At 67.3% G+C, this 15,242-nt stretch carries 11 protein-coding genes; 8 read left to right on the forward strand and 3 right to left on the reverse strand.

Annotated features, from left to right (window positions below):
• Positions 1-165: 165 nt before the first annotated feature.
• The 3 genes from LL972_RS15155 to rpmG all read left to right on the forward strand — a co-directional run bounded on the left by LL972_RS15155 (position 166) and on the right by rpmG (position 4,097).
• The gene (locus LL972_RS15155) at positions 166-3,360 is read left to right on the forward strand and encodes an efflux RND transporter permease subunit (protein ID WP_228328295.1); all 3,195 of its coding nucleotides are present in this window, start codon (positions 166-168) and stop codon (positions 3,358-3,360) included.
• Positions 3,361-3,679: 319 nt separating this feature from the next.
• A complete protein-coding gene (gene rpmB, locus LL972_RS15160; protein ID WP_002809459.1) occupies positions 3,680-3,916 on the forward strand; it encodes a 50S ribosomal protein L28 in 237 nt (78 codons plus the stop codon).
• Positions 3,917-3,929: 13 nt separating this feature from the next.
• Positions 3,930-4,097, forward strand: a complete 168-nt coding sequence (gene rpmG, locus LL972_RS15165) for a 50S ribosomal protein L33 (protein WP_002809462.1) — start codon at positions 3,930-3,932, stop codon at positions 4,095-4,097.
• A gap of 346 nt (positions 4,098-4,443) precedes the next feature.
• On the opposite strand, the gene LL972_RS15170 is transcribed toward rpmG, so the two are convergent.
• The 3 genes from LL972_RS15170 to LL972_RS15180 form a co-directional block, all read right to left on the reverse strand.
• The gene (locus LL972_RS15170) at positions 4,444-5,466 is read right to left on the reverse strand and encodes an amidohydrolase family protein (RefSeq protein ID WP_228328296.1); all 1,023 of its coding nucleotides are present in this window, start codon (positions 5,464-5,466) and stop codon (positions 4,444-4,446) included.
• A gap of 234 nt (positions 5,467-5,700) precedes the next feature.
• On the reverse strand, positions 5,701-6,756 hold the full coding sequence (locus tag LL972_RS15175; RefSeq protein WP_228328297.1) for a 4-oxalomesaconate tautomerase: 1,056 nt from the start codon (positions 6,754-6,756) through the stop codon (positions 5,701-5,703).
• Positions 6,749-7,420, reverse strand: coding sequence for a 4-carboxy-4-hydroxy-2-oxoadipate aldolase/oxaloacetate decarboxylase (locus LL972_RS15180; RefSeq protein WP_228328298.1), 672 nt, complete (start codon positions 7,418-7,420; stop codon positions 6,749-6,751). The genes LL972_RS15175 and LL972_RS15180 overlap by 8 nt, the downstream gene beginning before the upstream one ends.
• Before the next feature lie 101 nt (positions 7,421-7,521).
• Here LL972_RS15180 and LL972_RS15185 point away from each other — a divergent pair, with 101 nt between their 5' ends.
• From LL972_RS15185 to LL972_RS15205, 5 genes are all read left to right on the forward strand, one after another.
• On the forward strand, positions 7,522-8,832 hold the full coding sequence (locus LL972_RS15185; protein WP_228328299.1) for a LysR substrate-binding domain-containing protein: 1,311 nt from the start codon (positions 7,522-7,524) through the stop codon (positions 8,830-8,832).
• A 13-nt stretch (positions 8,833-8,845) separates the two neighbouring features.
• Positions 8,846-10,264 (forward strand): cardiolipin synthase, encoded by a 1,419-nt coding sequence (cls, locus tag LL972_RS15190; RefSeq protein WP_228328300.1) that lies wholly within the window; start codon positions 8,846-8,848, stop codon positions 10,262-10,264.
• A gap of 267 nt (positions 10,265-10,531) precedes the next feature.
• A complete protein-coding gene (locus LL972_RS15195) occupies positions 10,532-11,923 on the forward strand; it encodes an FAD/NAD(P)-binding protein (protein ID WP_228328301.1) in 1,392 nt (463 codons plus the stop codon).
• A 397-nt stretch (positions 11,924-12,320) separates the two neighbouring features.
• A complete protein-coding gene (uvrD, locus tag LL972_RS15200) occupies positions 12,321-14,507 on the forward strand; it encodes a DNA helicase II (RefSeq protein WP_228328302.1) in 2,187 nt (728 codons plus the stop codon).
• A gap of 186 nt (positions 14,508-14,693) precedes the next feature.
• Positions 14,694-15,221, forward strand: a complete 528-nt coding sequence (locus LL972_RS15205) for a sugar O-acetyltransferase (RefSeq protein ID WP_228328303.1) — start codon at positions 14,694-14,696, stop codon at positions 15,219-15,221.
• Positions 15,222-15,242 lie beyond the last annotated feature (21 nt).

Raw genomic sequence — 15,242 nt, forward strand, 5'->3', positions numbered from 1 at the left:
TCAGGGGCGATCGCGATAGCGGCGAAGGTCGGGATCCTCGCTGTGGTGCTGCCGTCGGCCGACGGCAGCCCGCTGCGATTGCACAGGCGTCGTGCGTGCGTACGCATGCACTGATCTGTGTGGCTGCGCACGCAGTTGCGCCGAGTGTGCGCGGAGGTGCGCGTCATGCTCACTAACATCATCCGGTTCGCGATCGCGCAGCGCTGGTTGATGCTGGCGTTGACGGGGGTGTTGATTGCGATCGGTGCGTGGAGTTTTTCGCGCTTGCCGATCGATGCCACGCCGGACATCACCAATGTGCAGGTGCAGGTCAATACGGCCGCGACTGGGTATTCGCCGTTGGAGTCGGAGCAGCGGGTGACGTTCCCGCTGGAAACGGTGCTGGCGGGATTGCCGGGGCTGGAGTCCACGCGCTCGTTGTCGCGCTACGGCTTGTCGCAGGTCACCGCCGTGTTTGCCGATGGCACCGATCTGTATTTTGCGCGGCAGCAGGTGGCTGAGCGGTTGCAGCAGGTCAAGTCGCAATTGCCGGCCGATCTGGAGCCGCAGCTAGGGCCGATCGCTACCGGCCTGGGCGAGATCTTCATGTACACGGTGGAAGCCAGGCCCAATGCGCGCAAGCCTGATGGCAGTGCGTGGACCGCGACCGATCTGCGCACCCTGCAGGATTGGGTAGTGCGCCCACAGTTGCGCAACGTGCCCGGCGTGACCGAGGTCAATACCATCGGCGGCTATGCGCGGCAGATCCATATCACCCCGGATCCGGCGCGCCTGGTCGCCCTGGGGTTCACGCTGGACGATGTGGCGCGCGCGGTGGAGGCGAACAACCGCAACATCGGTGCCGGCTATATCGAACGCAACGGCCAGCAGTTCCTGGTGCGGGTGCCGGGGCAGGTGGACGATATCGCGCAGATCGGGGCGATCGTGCTGGATCGGCGCCAAGGCGTGCCGATCCGGGTGCGCGATGTGGCACAAGTCGGCGAGGGGCGCGAGTTGCGCACCGGTGCGGCCACCCAGGACGGCAGCGAAGTGGTGCTCGGCACGGTGTTCATGCTGGTCGGTGCCAATAGCCGCACCGTGGCGCAGGCCGCAGCGCAGCGGCTGGAAGTGGCCAATGCCAGTCTGCCGGCCGGCGTGCAGGCGGTGCCGGTCTACGATCGCACCGCACTGGTGGACCGCACCATCGTCACCGTCGCCAAGAACCTGATCGAAGGCGCGTTGCTGGTGATCGTGGTGCTGTTCCTGCTGCTGGGCAATGTGCGTGCGGCCCTGATCACCGCGGCGGTGATTCCGTTGGCGATGTTGTTCACCCTCACCGGCATGGTGCGCGGTGGCGTGTCCGGCAACCTGATGAGTCTGGGCGCGCTGGATTTCGGCTTGATCGTCGATGGCGCGGTGATCATCGTGGAGAACTGCCTGCGCCGCTTCGGGCAAGCGCAACTGCGCCTGGGGCGGGTGCTCAAGCGCGATGAGCGTTTCGAATTGACCGCCGAGGCCACTGCCGAGGTGATCCGCCCCAGCCTGTTCGGGCTGGGCATCATCACCGCGGTGTACCTGCCGGTGTTCGCGCTGACCGGTATCGAGGGCAAGATGTTCCACCCGATGGCGATCACCGTGGTGCTGGCGCTGACCGGCGCGATGTTGCTGTCGTTGACCTTCGTGCCGGCGGCGATCGCCTTGTTGCTCGGCGGCAAGGTGGCCGAGCACGAAAACCGAGCGATGCGCTGGGCGCGTGGCGTGTATGCGCCCTTGCTGGATCGCGCGCTGCGTCACGGCCGTTGGGTCGGTCTCGGTGCGTTGGCGGCGGTGGCGCTGTGCGCGGTCCTGGCCACGCGCCTGGGCAGCGAGTTCATCCCGAACCTGGACGAGGGCGATATCGCGCTGCACGCCTTGCGCATTCCCGGCACCAGCCTGGAACAGGCCATCACCATGCAATCCACACTGGAAAAACGCATCAAGCAGTTTCCGGAAGTGGCGCATGTGTTCGGCAAGCTCGGCACCGCCGAAGTGGCCACCGATCCGATGCCGCCGTCGGTGGCCGATACGTTCCTGATCATGCATCCGCGCGAGCGATGGCCGGACCCGCGCAAGCCCAAGGCGCAACTGGTGGCCGAGATCGAGGAAGCGGTGAAGCAGCTGCCCGGCAATAACTACGAGTTCACCCAGCCGATCCAGATGCGCATGAACGAGCTGATTTCCGGCGTGCGTGCGGATGTGGCGATCAAGGTCTACGGCGATGACCTGGACACGCTGGTCAAGTTGGGACAACGCGTGCAGGAAGTTGCCAGCACGGTGCCGGGTGCGGCCGACGTGAGCCTGGAGCAGGCCACCGGCCTGCCGATGCTGGCGGTGGTGCCCGATCGCGTTGCACTGGCCGGGTACGGGCTCAATCCCGGCGTGGTGCAGGACACGGTGTCGGCGGCGGTGGGTGGGCAGGCGGCCGGGCAGTTGTTCGAAGGCGACCGCCGGTTCGACATCGTGGTGCGCCTGCCCGAAGGCCTGCGGCAGGACCCGACGGCGTTGGCCGATCTGCCGATCCCGCTGCGTGGCGATGGCGAGCGCGCCGATGTCGACGAGTCCAGCCGCGCGGCCGGTTGGCGCAGTGGCGAACCGACCACGGTGCCGCTGCGCGAGGTCGCCAAGGTCGAAACGGTGCTCGGGCCCAACCAGATCAATCGCGAAGACGGCAAGCGCCGCATCGTGATCACCGCCAATGTGCGCGACCGCGACCTGGGTGGATTCGTCGCCGAGGTGCAGCAGCGCGTGCGGGCCGAGGTGGTGCTGCCCACCGGCTACTGGATCGGCTACGGCGGCACCTTCGAGCAACTGATCTCCGCCGGCCAGCGCCTGGCCTGGGTGGTGCCGGGGACCTTGCTGCTGATCTTCGCGCTGCTGTACTGGTCGTTCGGCTCGCTGCGCGATGCGCTGGTGGTGTTCAGCGGCGTGCCGCTGGCCTTGACCGGCGGTGTGGTGGCCTTGGCGCTGCGCGGCCTGGCGTTGTCGATCTCCGCCGGCGTCGGCTTCATCGCGCTGTCGGGGGTGGCGGTGCTTAACGGCCTGGTGATGATCGCCTTCGTGCGCAGCCTGCGGGCCGAGGGCCTGTCGCTGGAGCAGGCGCTGCGCGAAGGCGCGCTGAGCCGTCTGCGCCCGGTGCTGATGACTGCCTTGGTGGCCGCCCTCGGCTTTGTGCCGATGGCCTTCAACGTCGGCGCCGGGGCCGAGGTGCAGCGCCCACTGGCCACGGTGGTGATCGGCGGCATCGTCTCGTCCACGCTGCTGACCTTGCTGGTGCTGCCGGTGCTGTACCGCTGGCTGCACCGCGAGCGGCCGGGGCGGCTTGCACCAAAGGCGGTTGGTTGAGGTGTGACACGATCCCGGCAGGCGCGTCTGCCGGGATCCGAATGGCCGCAGCTTCAGTCAGCGGCTGGTAGGCAAGGGCTGCCGGGCGCCAGGCGGCACGCACGGTGGCGCAGGCTAAGTGCTTGCGGCACAAGGAATTGCCGTGCATAATGCGCGGCTCGCTGTGCCCGGATCGCTCCGGATGGCGGCACCCAGCGCGATGGGGTTGCCGGCTTGTTCCCAGCGTAAGTTCTTGATTCCCAACGTTGCGTGGCAGCTGATGCTGTCGGGGCCGCCGCTCCCCAGGCTATGGGTGGCAATTCATTTATCGAGGTGCGTAATGTCCCGCGTATGCCAAGTGTCCGGCAAGCGTGTGCAGACGGGTAACAACGTCTCCCACGCAAACAACAGAACCCGTCGTCGCTTCCTGCCCAACCTGCATGAGCGCCGCTTCTGGGTCGCCAGCGAGAACCGTTGGGTGAAGCTCCGTGTCTCCGCGCATGCATTGCGCACCATCGACAAGAACGGGATTGATGCCGTTCTGAAAGAGCTGCGTGCGCGCGGCGAAAAGGTCTGAGGAGTAAGCAGTCATGGCAAAAGGCAAGCGTGACAAGATTCGTATGATTTCCTCGGCCGCTACCGGCCACTTCTACACCACGGACAAGAACAAGAAAAACACTCCGGGGAAGATGGAAATGATGAAATACGACCCGGTCGTGCGTAAGCACGTGATGTACAAGGAAGGCAAGATCAAGTAATCCACCGATTACCGGATCTGCATCCAAGCAAACACCCGCCGAAAGGCGGGTGTTTGCGTTTGTGGAGTGTTGCGGGGTTGATCGCAACAATGGTCAGCGTGCACTTCCCTCTCCCTCCGGGAGAGGGGTTGGGGTGAGGGTACGGGGCGAAGCCACTCGCAAGCGAGACGTCGTTTTTCCGATTGCACGCACCGTTAGTCGCTTGCAGTTCGAGGCGAAGCAGCCGGCGTTTCACTTCCGAAGGCGCGTGGCGACGCGTTTGGCATCGCAGGCGGTGACCGCTCTCCGAGGCGCCCCTCATCCGCCCCTGCGGGGCACCTTCTCCCGATGGGAGAAGGGAACACCGCTACAGCCCGCGCGCGCGCAATTGCGCATCCAGCCGCGGATACACCCGTCGCGCATTGCCTTCGAACACCTTGCGCTTGTCGGCATCGGAGATCGCCAAGGCATCGATATAGCGCTTGGTGTCGTCGAAATACTGGCCGGTCTGCGGGTCGATGCCGCGCACCGCGCCCACCATCTCCGAACCGAACAGGATGTTGTCGATGCCGATGACCTCGAACAGCAGATCGATGCCGGGCTGGTGATACACGCAGGTGTCGAAGAACACATTGCGCATCACATGCGTGGACAGCGGCGGCTTGCCGAGCATGTCGGCCAGGCCGCGGAAGCGGCCCCAGTGATACGGCACCGCGCCGCCGCCGTGCGGGATGATGAAGCGCAAGTCCGGGAAATCGGCGAACAGGTCGCCTTCGAGAAACTGCATGAACGCGGTGGTATCGGCGTTGAGATAATGCGCGCCGGTGGCGTGGAAGTTGGTATTGCAGCTGCCCGACACATGCACCATCGCCGGCACGTCGAGCTCGACCATCTTTTCAAAGAACGGATACCAGGCGCGATCGGTCAAGGGCACGCCGTTCCAGTGGCCGCCGGACGGGTCGGGATTGAGATTGCAGCCGACAAACCCGAGCTCGGTGACGCAACGTTCCAGTTCGGCGATCGATTGGGCGATCGGCACACCCGGCGACTGCGGCAACTGGCACACACCGATGAAGGTCTGCGGATACAGCTGCACCACGCGCGCGATCAGGTCGTTGCAGTGACGCGTCCACACCTGGCTGACCGCCTCATTGCCGATGTGGTGCGCCATGGTGCTGGCGCGTGGCGAAAAAATCGTCATGTCCGCACCGCGCTCGCGCAGCAGGCGCAGCTGGTGCTGTTCGATGCTTTCGCGCAATGCATCGTCGGAGATGGACGGATATACCGGCGCGGGCAAGGCCGGATTGTCGTAGTGGGCGATCTGCGCCTTGCGGAAGGCGTCATGCGCCGTGGGCGCGGTGGTGTAGTGGCCGTGGCAGTCGATGATCATGGTGATGGTCTTCTTGAGTAGGCAGGCTCGGCGAGCCAACGACTGCACGCGCGAACGGCGGGCGCACGCGGGGCACGGAACCTGCAGGTGCCCACGTAGGTTGCGGTGCGCGCATGGATGCTCACGCGAAGGTCGCTGCAGCACGTGGTGTCGGCCAGGCCGCGCGGCAGGCGCAGGTCGTGGGCCGGGCATGGCCGATGGCGATCGATCCAGCGTGGTGGCGCATCCATCCGCTCAGCCATACAGCTGCCCATCGAACAGCTTGCGTGCGGTGCGCAGTACCGCGGCACGCACCACCTCGCCGCGCGAATCGACAGTGATCACGCAGCTGCTTGCACCGCTGGGATGTTCGACCTCCAGCTGCTGTGTGGTGCCGCCAGGCAACTGCGCCAGCGCATGCGCGGGCGAGCCGAGCAGCAGGCAGGCAGTGGCCACGGTGACGGCCCCGAGCACGCCGATCGAGGCGTGGCAGCGGTGCGGAATGAACGAGCGCACGCTGATCGCGCCGCCATGGCGCGGTGCGGCGACCAGCATCATCTTGGGCACGGTGGCCTTGGCAACATCGCCCAGCTGCATCAATGACCCGGCTTGCAAACGAAGTGATTCCAGGCGGATTTTCAGTGCCTCGTCTGCATCGAGGGTGTTGCGGTCTTCGTAACCGCTGATGCCGAGATCGCTGGCGCGCAGCACCACGCAGGGCATGCCGTTGTCGATCAGCGTGACCTCCACGCCATCCAGGAGATCGACACGGTTGCCGGTGGGCAGCAAGGCGCCACACGAGGAGCCGGCAATCCCGGCAAAGACCAGTGCAATCGGCGCAGCGGTGCCGGGCACGCCGTCGATGCGGGCGTCGCCGTCGTAGCGCACCTGGCCGCCGGGCGTCTGCACGCTAGCGGTGGCCAGCGTGCCGGTGTTGCGCATGAAGATGCGCACCTCGGTCTCGCCATCGCGTGCCGGCAACAGGCCGCGTTCCAGTGCGAACGGCGCAACCCCGGCCAGCATGTTGCCGCAGTTCTGCGCGTCGCTGACCTGTGCCTGTTCCACCGACACCTGCAGGAACAGATAGTCCACGTCGGCATCGGCGCGCGCCGAGCGCGACACCACCGCGACCTTGGAGGTCAGCGGGTCGGCGCCGCCCATGCCGTCGATCTGGCGGACATCCGGCGAGCCGTAGGCGCGCAGCAGGAAGGCGTCGCGTGCGGCGCGCTCGCCCGGCAACTCGTCGGCCAGGAAAAAGCCGCCCTTGGAGGTGCCGCCGCGCATCCACATCGCGCGTACCTGCTCAGACATAGCGCAGGCCCCTGGCCGCCAGGCGCTCGCGCATGGCGTAGATGTCCAGGCCCAGTTCGCCGCGTGCCAGGCGCTCGCGTTTGCGCAGCTCGCGCGCCTCGCGTGCCTGCGCTTCGGCCAGCACGGCGGCAGCGCTGGCACGCGGCACCACGCACACGCCATCGTCGTCGGCCACCACCACATCGCCCGGTTGCACCAGCGCGTCGGCGCAGACCAGCGGCACATTGACCGAACCCAGCGTCTCCTTGATGGTGCCCTGCGCGCAGATCGCGCGGCTCCAGGCGGGGAACTGCATCGCCGTAAGATCGCGCACATCGCGGACCCCGGCATCGATGACCAGTCCGCGGCAGCCACGCGCCTGCGCCGAGGTGGCCAGCAGATCGCCGAAGTAGCCGTCGCAACAGGTGCTGGTTGGCGCGACCACCAGCACGTCGCCGGGCTGCAGCTGCTCGATGGCCACATGCATCATCCAGTTGTCGCCGGGCGGGATCGACACGGTGACGGCGGTGCCGGCGATGCGGCAGCCGGTGTAGATCGGGCGCAGCCGATGGTGCAGCAGACCGCTGCGCCCCTGCGCCTCGTGCACGGTGGCCACGCCGGCCTGCGCAAGCCCGTCGACGACGGCCAACGGGGTACGCTCGATCCGGGTGACGACCTGGCTCATCCATCCATCCTCGTTAGGAGTGCGCCGAGTCTGTGTGGCGATCGCCTGCTGGCTCAAGATTAATTTGAGGTATGCATATTGGTTTTGCTTATAGTTAGAGCATGCCGCCGACTCCCGAGCCGAACCTTCGCCATCTGTACGCCCTGGCCGTGGTGCATCGGCTGGGAAGCATCAGCGCAGCCGCGCCGCAGGTGAACCTGTCGCAGCCGGCATTGACGCAGGCGGTGGCGCGGCTGGAGCAGCAGCTCGGGGCGCGTTTGTTCGAGCGGCATCCGGGCGGCATGGTCGCCACCGAGGCCACGCAGCTGCTGGTGCCGCGCATCGAGCGAGCGTTGGCGCAACTAGGGCGCGGCATCCGGGTGGCACGGCGGGCGCTGCGGCTGCCGGTGCGCCCCGGCCTGGAGCGGCGGGTTTCGCTGGGGCAGCTGCAGGCGCTGGTCGCGGTGGATGTGGCGGGGAGTTATTCGCTGGCGGCGGCGCGCGTCGGGGTCTCGCAGCCGGCGATCTACCGCGCGGTGCAGTCGTTGGCCGATGTGATCGAGGTGCCGCTGACGGTGCGTCGCGGCAAGACCGTGCAAGCCACGCCGGTGGCCACGCGGCTGTTGCGGCAGGTGCGCCTGGCGCTGGCCGAATTGCGCGCCGGCCTGGACGACGTTGCCGCGTTGCGCTCGCAGAATGCCGGCCGGATCGCGCTGGGGGTGATGCCGTTGGCGCGGGCGATCCTGCTGCCGCAGGTGTTGGCGCGGTTTGCGCGTGCGCATCCCGGTGCCAGCGTCAACGTGGTCGAAGGCCCGTATGCCGAGCTGCTGGCGCATCTGCGCGAGGGCGGACTGGACATGCTGATCGGTGCGCTGCGCGAGCCGTTGCCGCTGCGCGATGTGCTGCAGGAGCCGTTGTTCGACGACGAGCCGGTGATCGTGGCGCGCAGCGGGCATCCGCTGGCCGGGCGCGCCTATGCGTTTGCGCAGTTGCTGGACTATCCCTGGGTGATCGCCACCACCGGCACACCGGTGCGCGCGCGCTGGGAGCGCATGTTTCGCGATCAGCAGATCGAGCCACCGGCACTGCGCATCGAATGCGGCGCGGAGCTGACCATCCGCGGGCTATTGCTGGAAGGCGACTGGCTCACGCTGATGTCGCGCGACCAGTTCCTGTTCGAGCGCCGCGCCGGGTTGTTGTGCGAGATCGGCCGCGCCGGGCCGCAACTGCGCCGCCAGATCGGCATGACGCTTCGCAGCGACTGGCATCCCACCCGTGCGCAGTCGGCGTTCGTGCAGACGCTGCGGCAGGTCTGCGCCGAGCGCGTGCAGCCGGCTGACGCGCAGGGCGGGCCGTTTCGCTATTGCGTGCCGATCGACGTGCCCGCCCCGTTGCGTTCACGCACCGGGCGGTCAGAATCGGAACCTTCTTGAGAACGGATTGCTGATGCTGCCTGACTGGTTGCAAGGGACCTGGCTACTGGCGCTGGACTGGGTGATTCGCCTGGCCGCGCTGTTGTGGATTCCGGCCCGCACCACGCCCGGTGCAGCGCGTAGCTGGTTGCTGCTGATCGGCTTCGTGCCGGTGGTCGGCCTGCCGCTGTATCTGCTGTTCGGGCATCCGTGGCTATCGCGGGTGCGCGTGGAACGCCAGGCCACCGCCTCGCAGGTGATCCGCGAGCAGCAACTGCCGCTGCATGCCTTGCGCTGGACCCCGCAGGCGGACACCAGCAGCGCCGAGGTGGTGCCGCTGATCGAACGCCAGGGCGATTTCATGCCTACGCTGGGCAATGCGGTGGAGTTGCTGGACGACTACGCGCAATCGCTGCAGGCCCTGGTCACGGCGATCGACACGGCGCAAAAGCGCGTGCACCTGCTGTATTACCTGATGTTCGACGATGCGGTGGGCGATGCGGTGGTCGCTGCGCTGCAACGCGCCAGTGTGCGCGGCGTGCGTTGCCGCGTGCTGCTGGATGCGGTGGGTGCCAAGCGCGGTCTGCGCCATTACCGCAAGCGGCTGCAGGCAGCCGGGGTGGACGTGCTGGCGGTGTTGCCCGGCGGCCTGCGCTGGCGCCGCAGCGGTCGCATGGATCTGCGCAACCACCGCAAGATTGCGGTGATCGACAACCAGGTGGGCTTTGTCGGCTCGCAGAATCTGGCCGAGGCCGGATTCATCGATGGGGTGCCCAATCGCGAGCTGGTGGCGCGCGTGCGTGGGCCGGTGGTCAATCATCTGGAAGCGGTGTTCGCCAGCGACTGGTTCACCGAAACCGGGCAGCGCCTGGACGTATGGCCGGACGCACCGGTCTGCGAGGCCAACATCGCCACGCAGCTGCTGCCCAGCGGGCCGGCGTATCCGTTCGAGAATGCGCGCGATGCGATCAATGCGGTGATCCATCTGGCGCGCCGCAAGGTGGTGCTGGTGACACCGTATTTCGTCCCCGACGAGGCCTTGCTCAGTGCCTTGCGCATTGCCGCGGTGTCGGGCGTGGATGTGCAGCTGATCCTGTCGGAGAGCAACAACCAGGTCCTGGCGGCCTGGGCGCAGGAGGCGTATTTCGAAGAGCTGCTGCGCTGCGGGGTCAAGATCGCGCTGTACCGCCCGCACTTCCTGCATGCCAAGCACCTGAGCATGGATGAGGACATCGCACTGGTCGGCTCGATCAACCTGGACATCCGCTCGTTCGCGCTCAACGCCGAGATCGGCATGCTCTGCTACGACCAGGGCGTGGTGCAGCGGCTGCGTGCGATCGAGCAGGATTACCTGGCCAACGCCCGCCAGCTGGAGCTGGAGCAGTGGCGCACGCGCCCGGCCTGGCGCCGCAGCCGCGAGGGCATTGCACGCCTGGCCGATGCGTTGATGTAGACCTTGCGTGTGTGCCTGGTTCACCCGGCGCAGTGCCCGTTGGGGCGTGGGGTGGTGCCTGCGATGGCAGGCGTCATGCTGGGTGCAAGCGTGCCAGCAAGGTCTCGCCGGGTGCGAGCGTGCCCGCGCTGCAATTGACGCCTCAGGCGACCTCTATTGGACGGGCGCGGCAGTCGACCGGTCTGCCTGCACGGCGCTACCCCGGCCATTGCGGCAGGCATGGCCACTGTCATCGGTGCGACGCGACGCATCGCCTACAATTGCCGGATGAATGAACTGCGTGATCCCGGCGATGCAGTGATCGCCATCGTTGGCGGTGGCGCATCCGGTGTGCTGGTGGCGCTGCAGCTGCTGCGTCAGGCCGTGGCGCCGCTGCAGATCGTGCTGATCGAGCCGCACGCGGTGCTGGGCGAGGGCGTGGCCTACTCCACCGCGCGGCCGGAACATCTGCTCAACGTGCCCGCCGCGCGGATGAGTGCGTTGGTGGAGGCACCGCAGGATTTCGTCGATTACCTGCGTGCGCACAGCTGCTGCCCGGAGCTGGAGGACGCGCAGCTGCCGCAGCACTTCGTCGGGCGTCGGCACTACGCGCCTTACCTGCGCAATCGCCTGCAGGCTGCGCGTGCGCAGGGCCCGGCGACGCTCACCGTGCACGGCGCCCGCGTACAGACATTGCAATGCGATGCCGATGGCGCGCTGTTGCAGCTCGACGATGGACACACCCTGCAGGCCACCAGCGTAGTGCTGGCGGTAGGCAACGCGTTGCGGCCGTTGCCGCTGCGCGGTGCCACCGGCCTGTCGGCAACCCAGCGGGTAGAAGCCTGGGATACCGAGGCGGTCGCCGCGTTGCCGCAGGACGCGGCGGTGTGCATCGTCGGCTCGGGACTGAGCATGGCCGACACGGTGGTGACGCTGGCCGCGCAGGCGCATCGCGGGGCGGTGCACGTGGTGTCGCGGCATGGGCTGCTGCCGTTGCCGCAGGCGCATTGCGTTGCAGCGGACTTCGATCCGCAATCCTTGCTGGCGCTACCGCTGCGTGCGCGCATGCGCAGCGTGCGGGAGCATGCGCGGGTCGCGAGGGCGCAAGGCCTGCCCTGGCAGAGCGTGATGGAGCGTGTGCGCCCGCTGAGCCAGGCACTGTGGCAGACATTATCAACTTCCGACCAACGCCGCTTCCTGCGCCATGTGGTGCGCTATTGGGATGTGCATCGCCACCGCATCGCCGCGCCGGTGCATGCGCAGTTGCAGGCGATGCAGGCGCGCGGGCAATTGCAGCTGCATCGCGCGCGGCTGGAGGTGGCGTACCAGGCCGGTGCCTGCGTGCGGCTCAGTGCCGGCGCCAGTGCCGGGCATGCGCTGCAGCTGGATGTGCAGACGCTGGTCAACGCCACCGGCGTGGAAATGCGCGTGCAGGCGATGCGCAACCCGCTGCTGCAGCAACTGCTGGGGCAGGGCATTGCGGTCGCCGGGCCGCATGGCATCGGGGTGGATACCGATGCCGATGGCTGCCTGATCGATGCCGATGGGCGCGCCAATCCGCGGCTGCGGGTGATCGGCAGCCTGCGGATCGGTTCGTTGTGGGAGAGCCTGGCGGTACCGGAGCTGCGTGAGCAGGCAGCGGCGATTGCGCGGGATGTGTTGGGACTACTGGGGCGGTGATTGATCGGCGTCGCTCCCTTCTCCCGCCTGGAGAAGGTGGCGCGTAGTGCCGGATGAGGGCGCCTCAGACATCTACCAGTGCCTGCAGTGACAAACGCGTCGCCACGGCCTTCGGACGTGATGCACCGACTGCTTCGCTTCGTACCCTCACTCCGACCCCCGCTCCGCGCCCGGGCCCGCGCCCGGCCCACGTCTTGCGACGCGGGCGATCCAGGACACGCGCGCCAATGGCGTGCAAGCGGCGCCTCTTCGCCCCACCGGGAGAGGGGCTTACTTCCTTCTCCCATCGGGAGAAGATGCCCCGCAGGGGCGGATGAGGGCAGGGCGCAGCCCCGCATTCCCAACCGCTTCATCGCAATCTCAGCCGCAGCGACGCCACAACCGGTAAAATACGGCGGTGGATGTCTCTCATTTGCTCGATCATTTAAACCCCGCCCAGCGCGAGGCCGTTTCCGCGCCGCCGGGGCATTACCTGGTGCTGGCCGGCGCCGGCTCCGGCAAGACGCGCGTGCTGATCCATCGCATTGCCTGGCTCAACGAAGTCCAGGGCGTGCCCAACCACGGCATCTTCGCGGTGACCTTCACCAACAAGGCCGCCGGCGAAATGCGCCACCGTACCGACCTGCAGCTGCGCAACGGCAGCCGCGGGATGTGGATCGGCACCTTCCATGGGCTGGCGCATCGGTTGCTGCGGCTGCACTGGCAGGATGCGCGGCTGCCGGAAGGTTTCCAGGTCATGGACAGCGACGACCAGCTGCGGCTGGTCAAGCGCGTGGTGCAGGCGCTGGAGCTGGACGAGGGCAAGTATCCGCCCAAGCAGATGAGCTGGTGGATCAACGAGCAGAAGGACGAAGGCCGCCGTCCGCAGCATATCCAGCCCGAGCCCAACGACGACTGGACCGAGGTGCGCCGGCAGGTCTACGCCGCCTACCAGGAGCGTTGCGACCGCTCCGGCCTGCTGGATTTCGCCGAGTTGTTGCTGCGCGCGCACGAACTGCTGCGCGACACCCCGGCCTTGCTGGCGCATTACCGTGCGCGCTTCCGCGAGATTCTGGTCGACGAGTTCCAGGACACCAACGCCATCCAATACGCCTTCGTGCGCGTGCTGGCCGGCGAGAGCGGGCATGTGTTCGTGGTCGGCGACGACGACCAGGCCATCTATGGCTGGCGTGGTGCCAAGGTCGAGAACGTCCAGCGCTTCCTGAAGGACTTCCCCGGCGCGCAGACCGTGCGGCTGGAGCAGAATTACCGTTCCAGCGCCAATATCCTGGGCGCGGCCAATGCGGTGATCGCGCACAACCCGGACCGCATCGGCAAGCAGCTGTGGACCGACTCCGGCGACGGCGATCCGATCGACCTGTACGCGGCCTACAACGAGGTCGACGAGGCGCGCTATGTGGTCGAGCGCGCGCGCCAGTGGGTGCGCGACGGCGGCAGTTACGGCGAAGTGGCGGTGCTGTATCGCAGCAACGCGCAGTCGCGCGCGCTGGAAGAGGCGCTGATTTCCGAGCAGCTGCCGTACCGCGTGTACGGCGGCATGCGCTTCTTCGAGCGTGCCGAAATCAAGGATGCGTTGGCGTACCTGCGCCTGCTTACCAACCGCAGCGACGATGCCGCGTTCGAGCGCGCGGTCAACACGCCCACGCGCGGCATCGGCGATCGCACGCTGGATGAAGTGCGCCGCCTGGCACGCGCCAATGCATTGTCGCTGTGGGAAGCGGCGATGTTGTGCACGCAGGAAAACACCCTGGCCGCGCGCGCCCGCAATGCGCTGGCCACATTCCTGAGCCTGGTCGGCCAGCTGCATGCCGAAACCGGCGACATGGAACTGGCCGAACGTATCGACCATGTGCTGATGCGCTCGGGCCTGCGCGAGCATTGGGCCAAGGAAAGCCGCAGCGGGCTGGATTCGGAATCGCGCACCGAGAACCTGGACGAACTGGTGTCGGTGGCCTCGCGCTTCACCCGCCCGGACGATGAAGACAGCCAGGGCATGACCGAGCTGGTGGCCTTCCTGGCCTATGCCTCGCTGGAGGCCGGCGAGGGCCAGGCGCAGGCCGGCGAAGAAGGCGTGCAGCTGATGACGCTGCATTCGGCCAAGGGCCTGGAATTCCCCATCGTGTTCCTGGTCGGCCTGGAAGATGGCCTGTTCCCGAGCGCACGTTCGCTGGAAGAAAGCGGCCGGCTGGAAGAAGAGCGGCGCCTGGCCTATGTGGGCATCACCCGCGCGCGCCAGAAGCTGGTGCTGTGCTACGCCGAATCGCGGCGCATCCACGGCCAGGACAACTACAACGTGCCCTCGCGCTTCCTGCGCGAGATCCCGCGCGAATTGCTGCACGAAGTGCGCCCGAAAGTGCAGGTCTCGCGCACCGCCTCGCTGGGCGCGGCACGTGGCGGACCGGTGCACGGCGTGGTAGAAGCCGCGCCGATCAAGCTCGGCGCCAATGTCGAACATCCCAAGTTCGGCGGTGGCGTGGTGGTGGACTACGAGGGCGCCGGCGCGCATGCGCGGGTGCAGGTGCAGTTTGACGACGTCGGCGCCAAATGGCTGGTGATGGCATACGCGAATCTGACGGTGGTGTAGGCGCGGCGAGCAATCGCACTGCATCGCGGTATGCGTTCGGTAGGCGGCAGCTGCGTCCCGATCTGGCCGGACAGTGTCATCGGCATGAAGGCACTGCCGGCAGCATTGGTGCATCGCCCGATGCATTCACCGCGGCATCCGTGACACCCTTGTGTCCGACTCGAATGCCTACAGACCCACGGCCCGATGCGCACCGAAAAACACAAGATGCTGGCAGGCGAGCTCTACAACGCTGCCGATGACGAGCTGCAGGCCGACCAGGCGGCGGCTGCCGACTGGATGGCGCGCTACAACGCCAGCGCCGCGCAGCCGTCCGCCCAACGGCACGCGCTGCTGGTCGAGCGCTTGGCCGAGGTCGGCGCGGGCGCGGTGATCCGCCCGCCGTTTCATTGCGACTATGGCTACAACATCCGTCTGGGCGCGGGCGTGTTCCTCAACTTCAATTGCGTGATTCTGGATGTCTGCGAGGTCAGCATCGGCGAGGGCACGCAGGTGGGCCCTGCGGTGCAGTTCTATGCCGCCGACCATCCGCGCGACGCGGCAGGCCGCGCCAGCGGGCTGGAGTTCGGGCGACCGATCCGCATCGGGCGCAACGTGTGGATCGGCGGCGGTGCGGTGGTCACCCGCGACGTGCCGGCCGGTGCGACTGCGCTGGGCAATCCCGCGCGCGTACGCGCAAGCCGCGACGCTGCCGATGCCGCGCCAACCGATTGAGTGTTGCAGCACGCCGTGTGG

Origin of the sequence: Xanthomonas campestris pv. asclepiadis (genome assembly GCF_020784175.1) — a bacterium.
GTDB classification, from domain to species: Bacteria; Pseudomonadota; Gammaproteobacteria; order Xanthomonadales; family Xanthomonadaceae; genus Xanthomonas; species Xanthomonas campestris_D.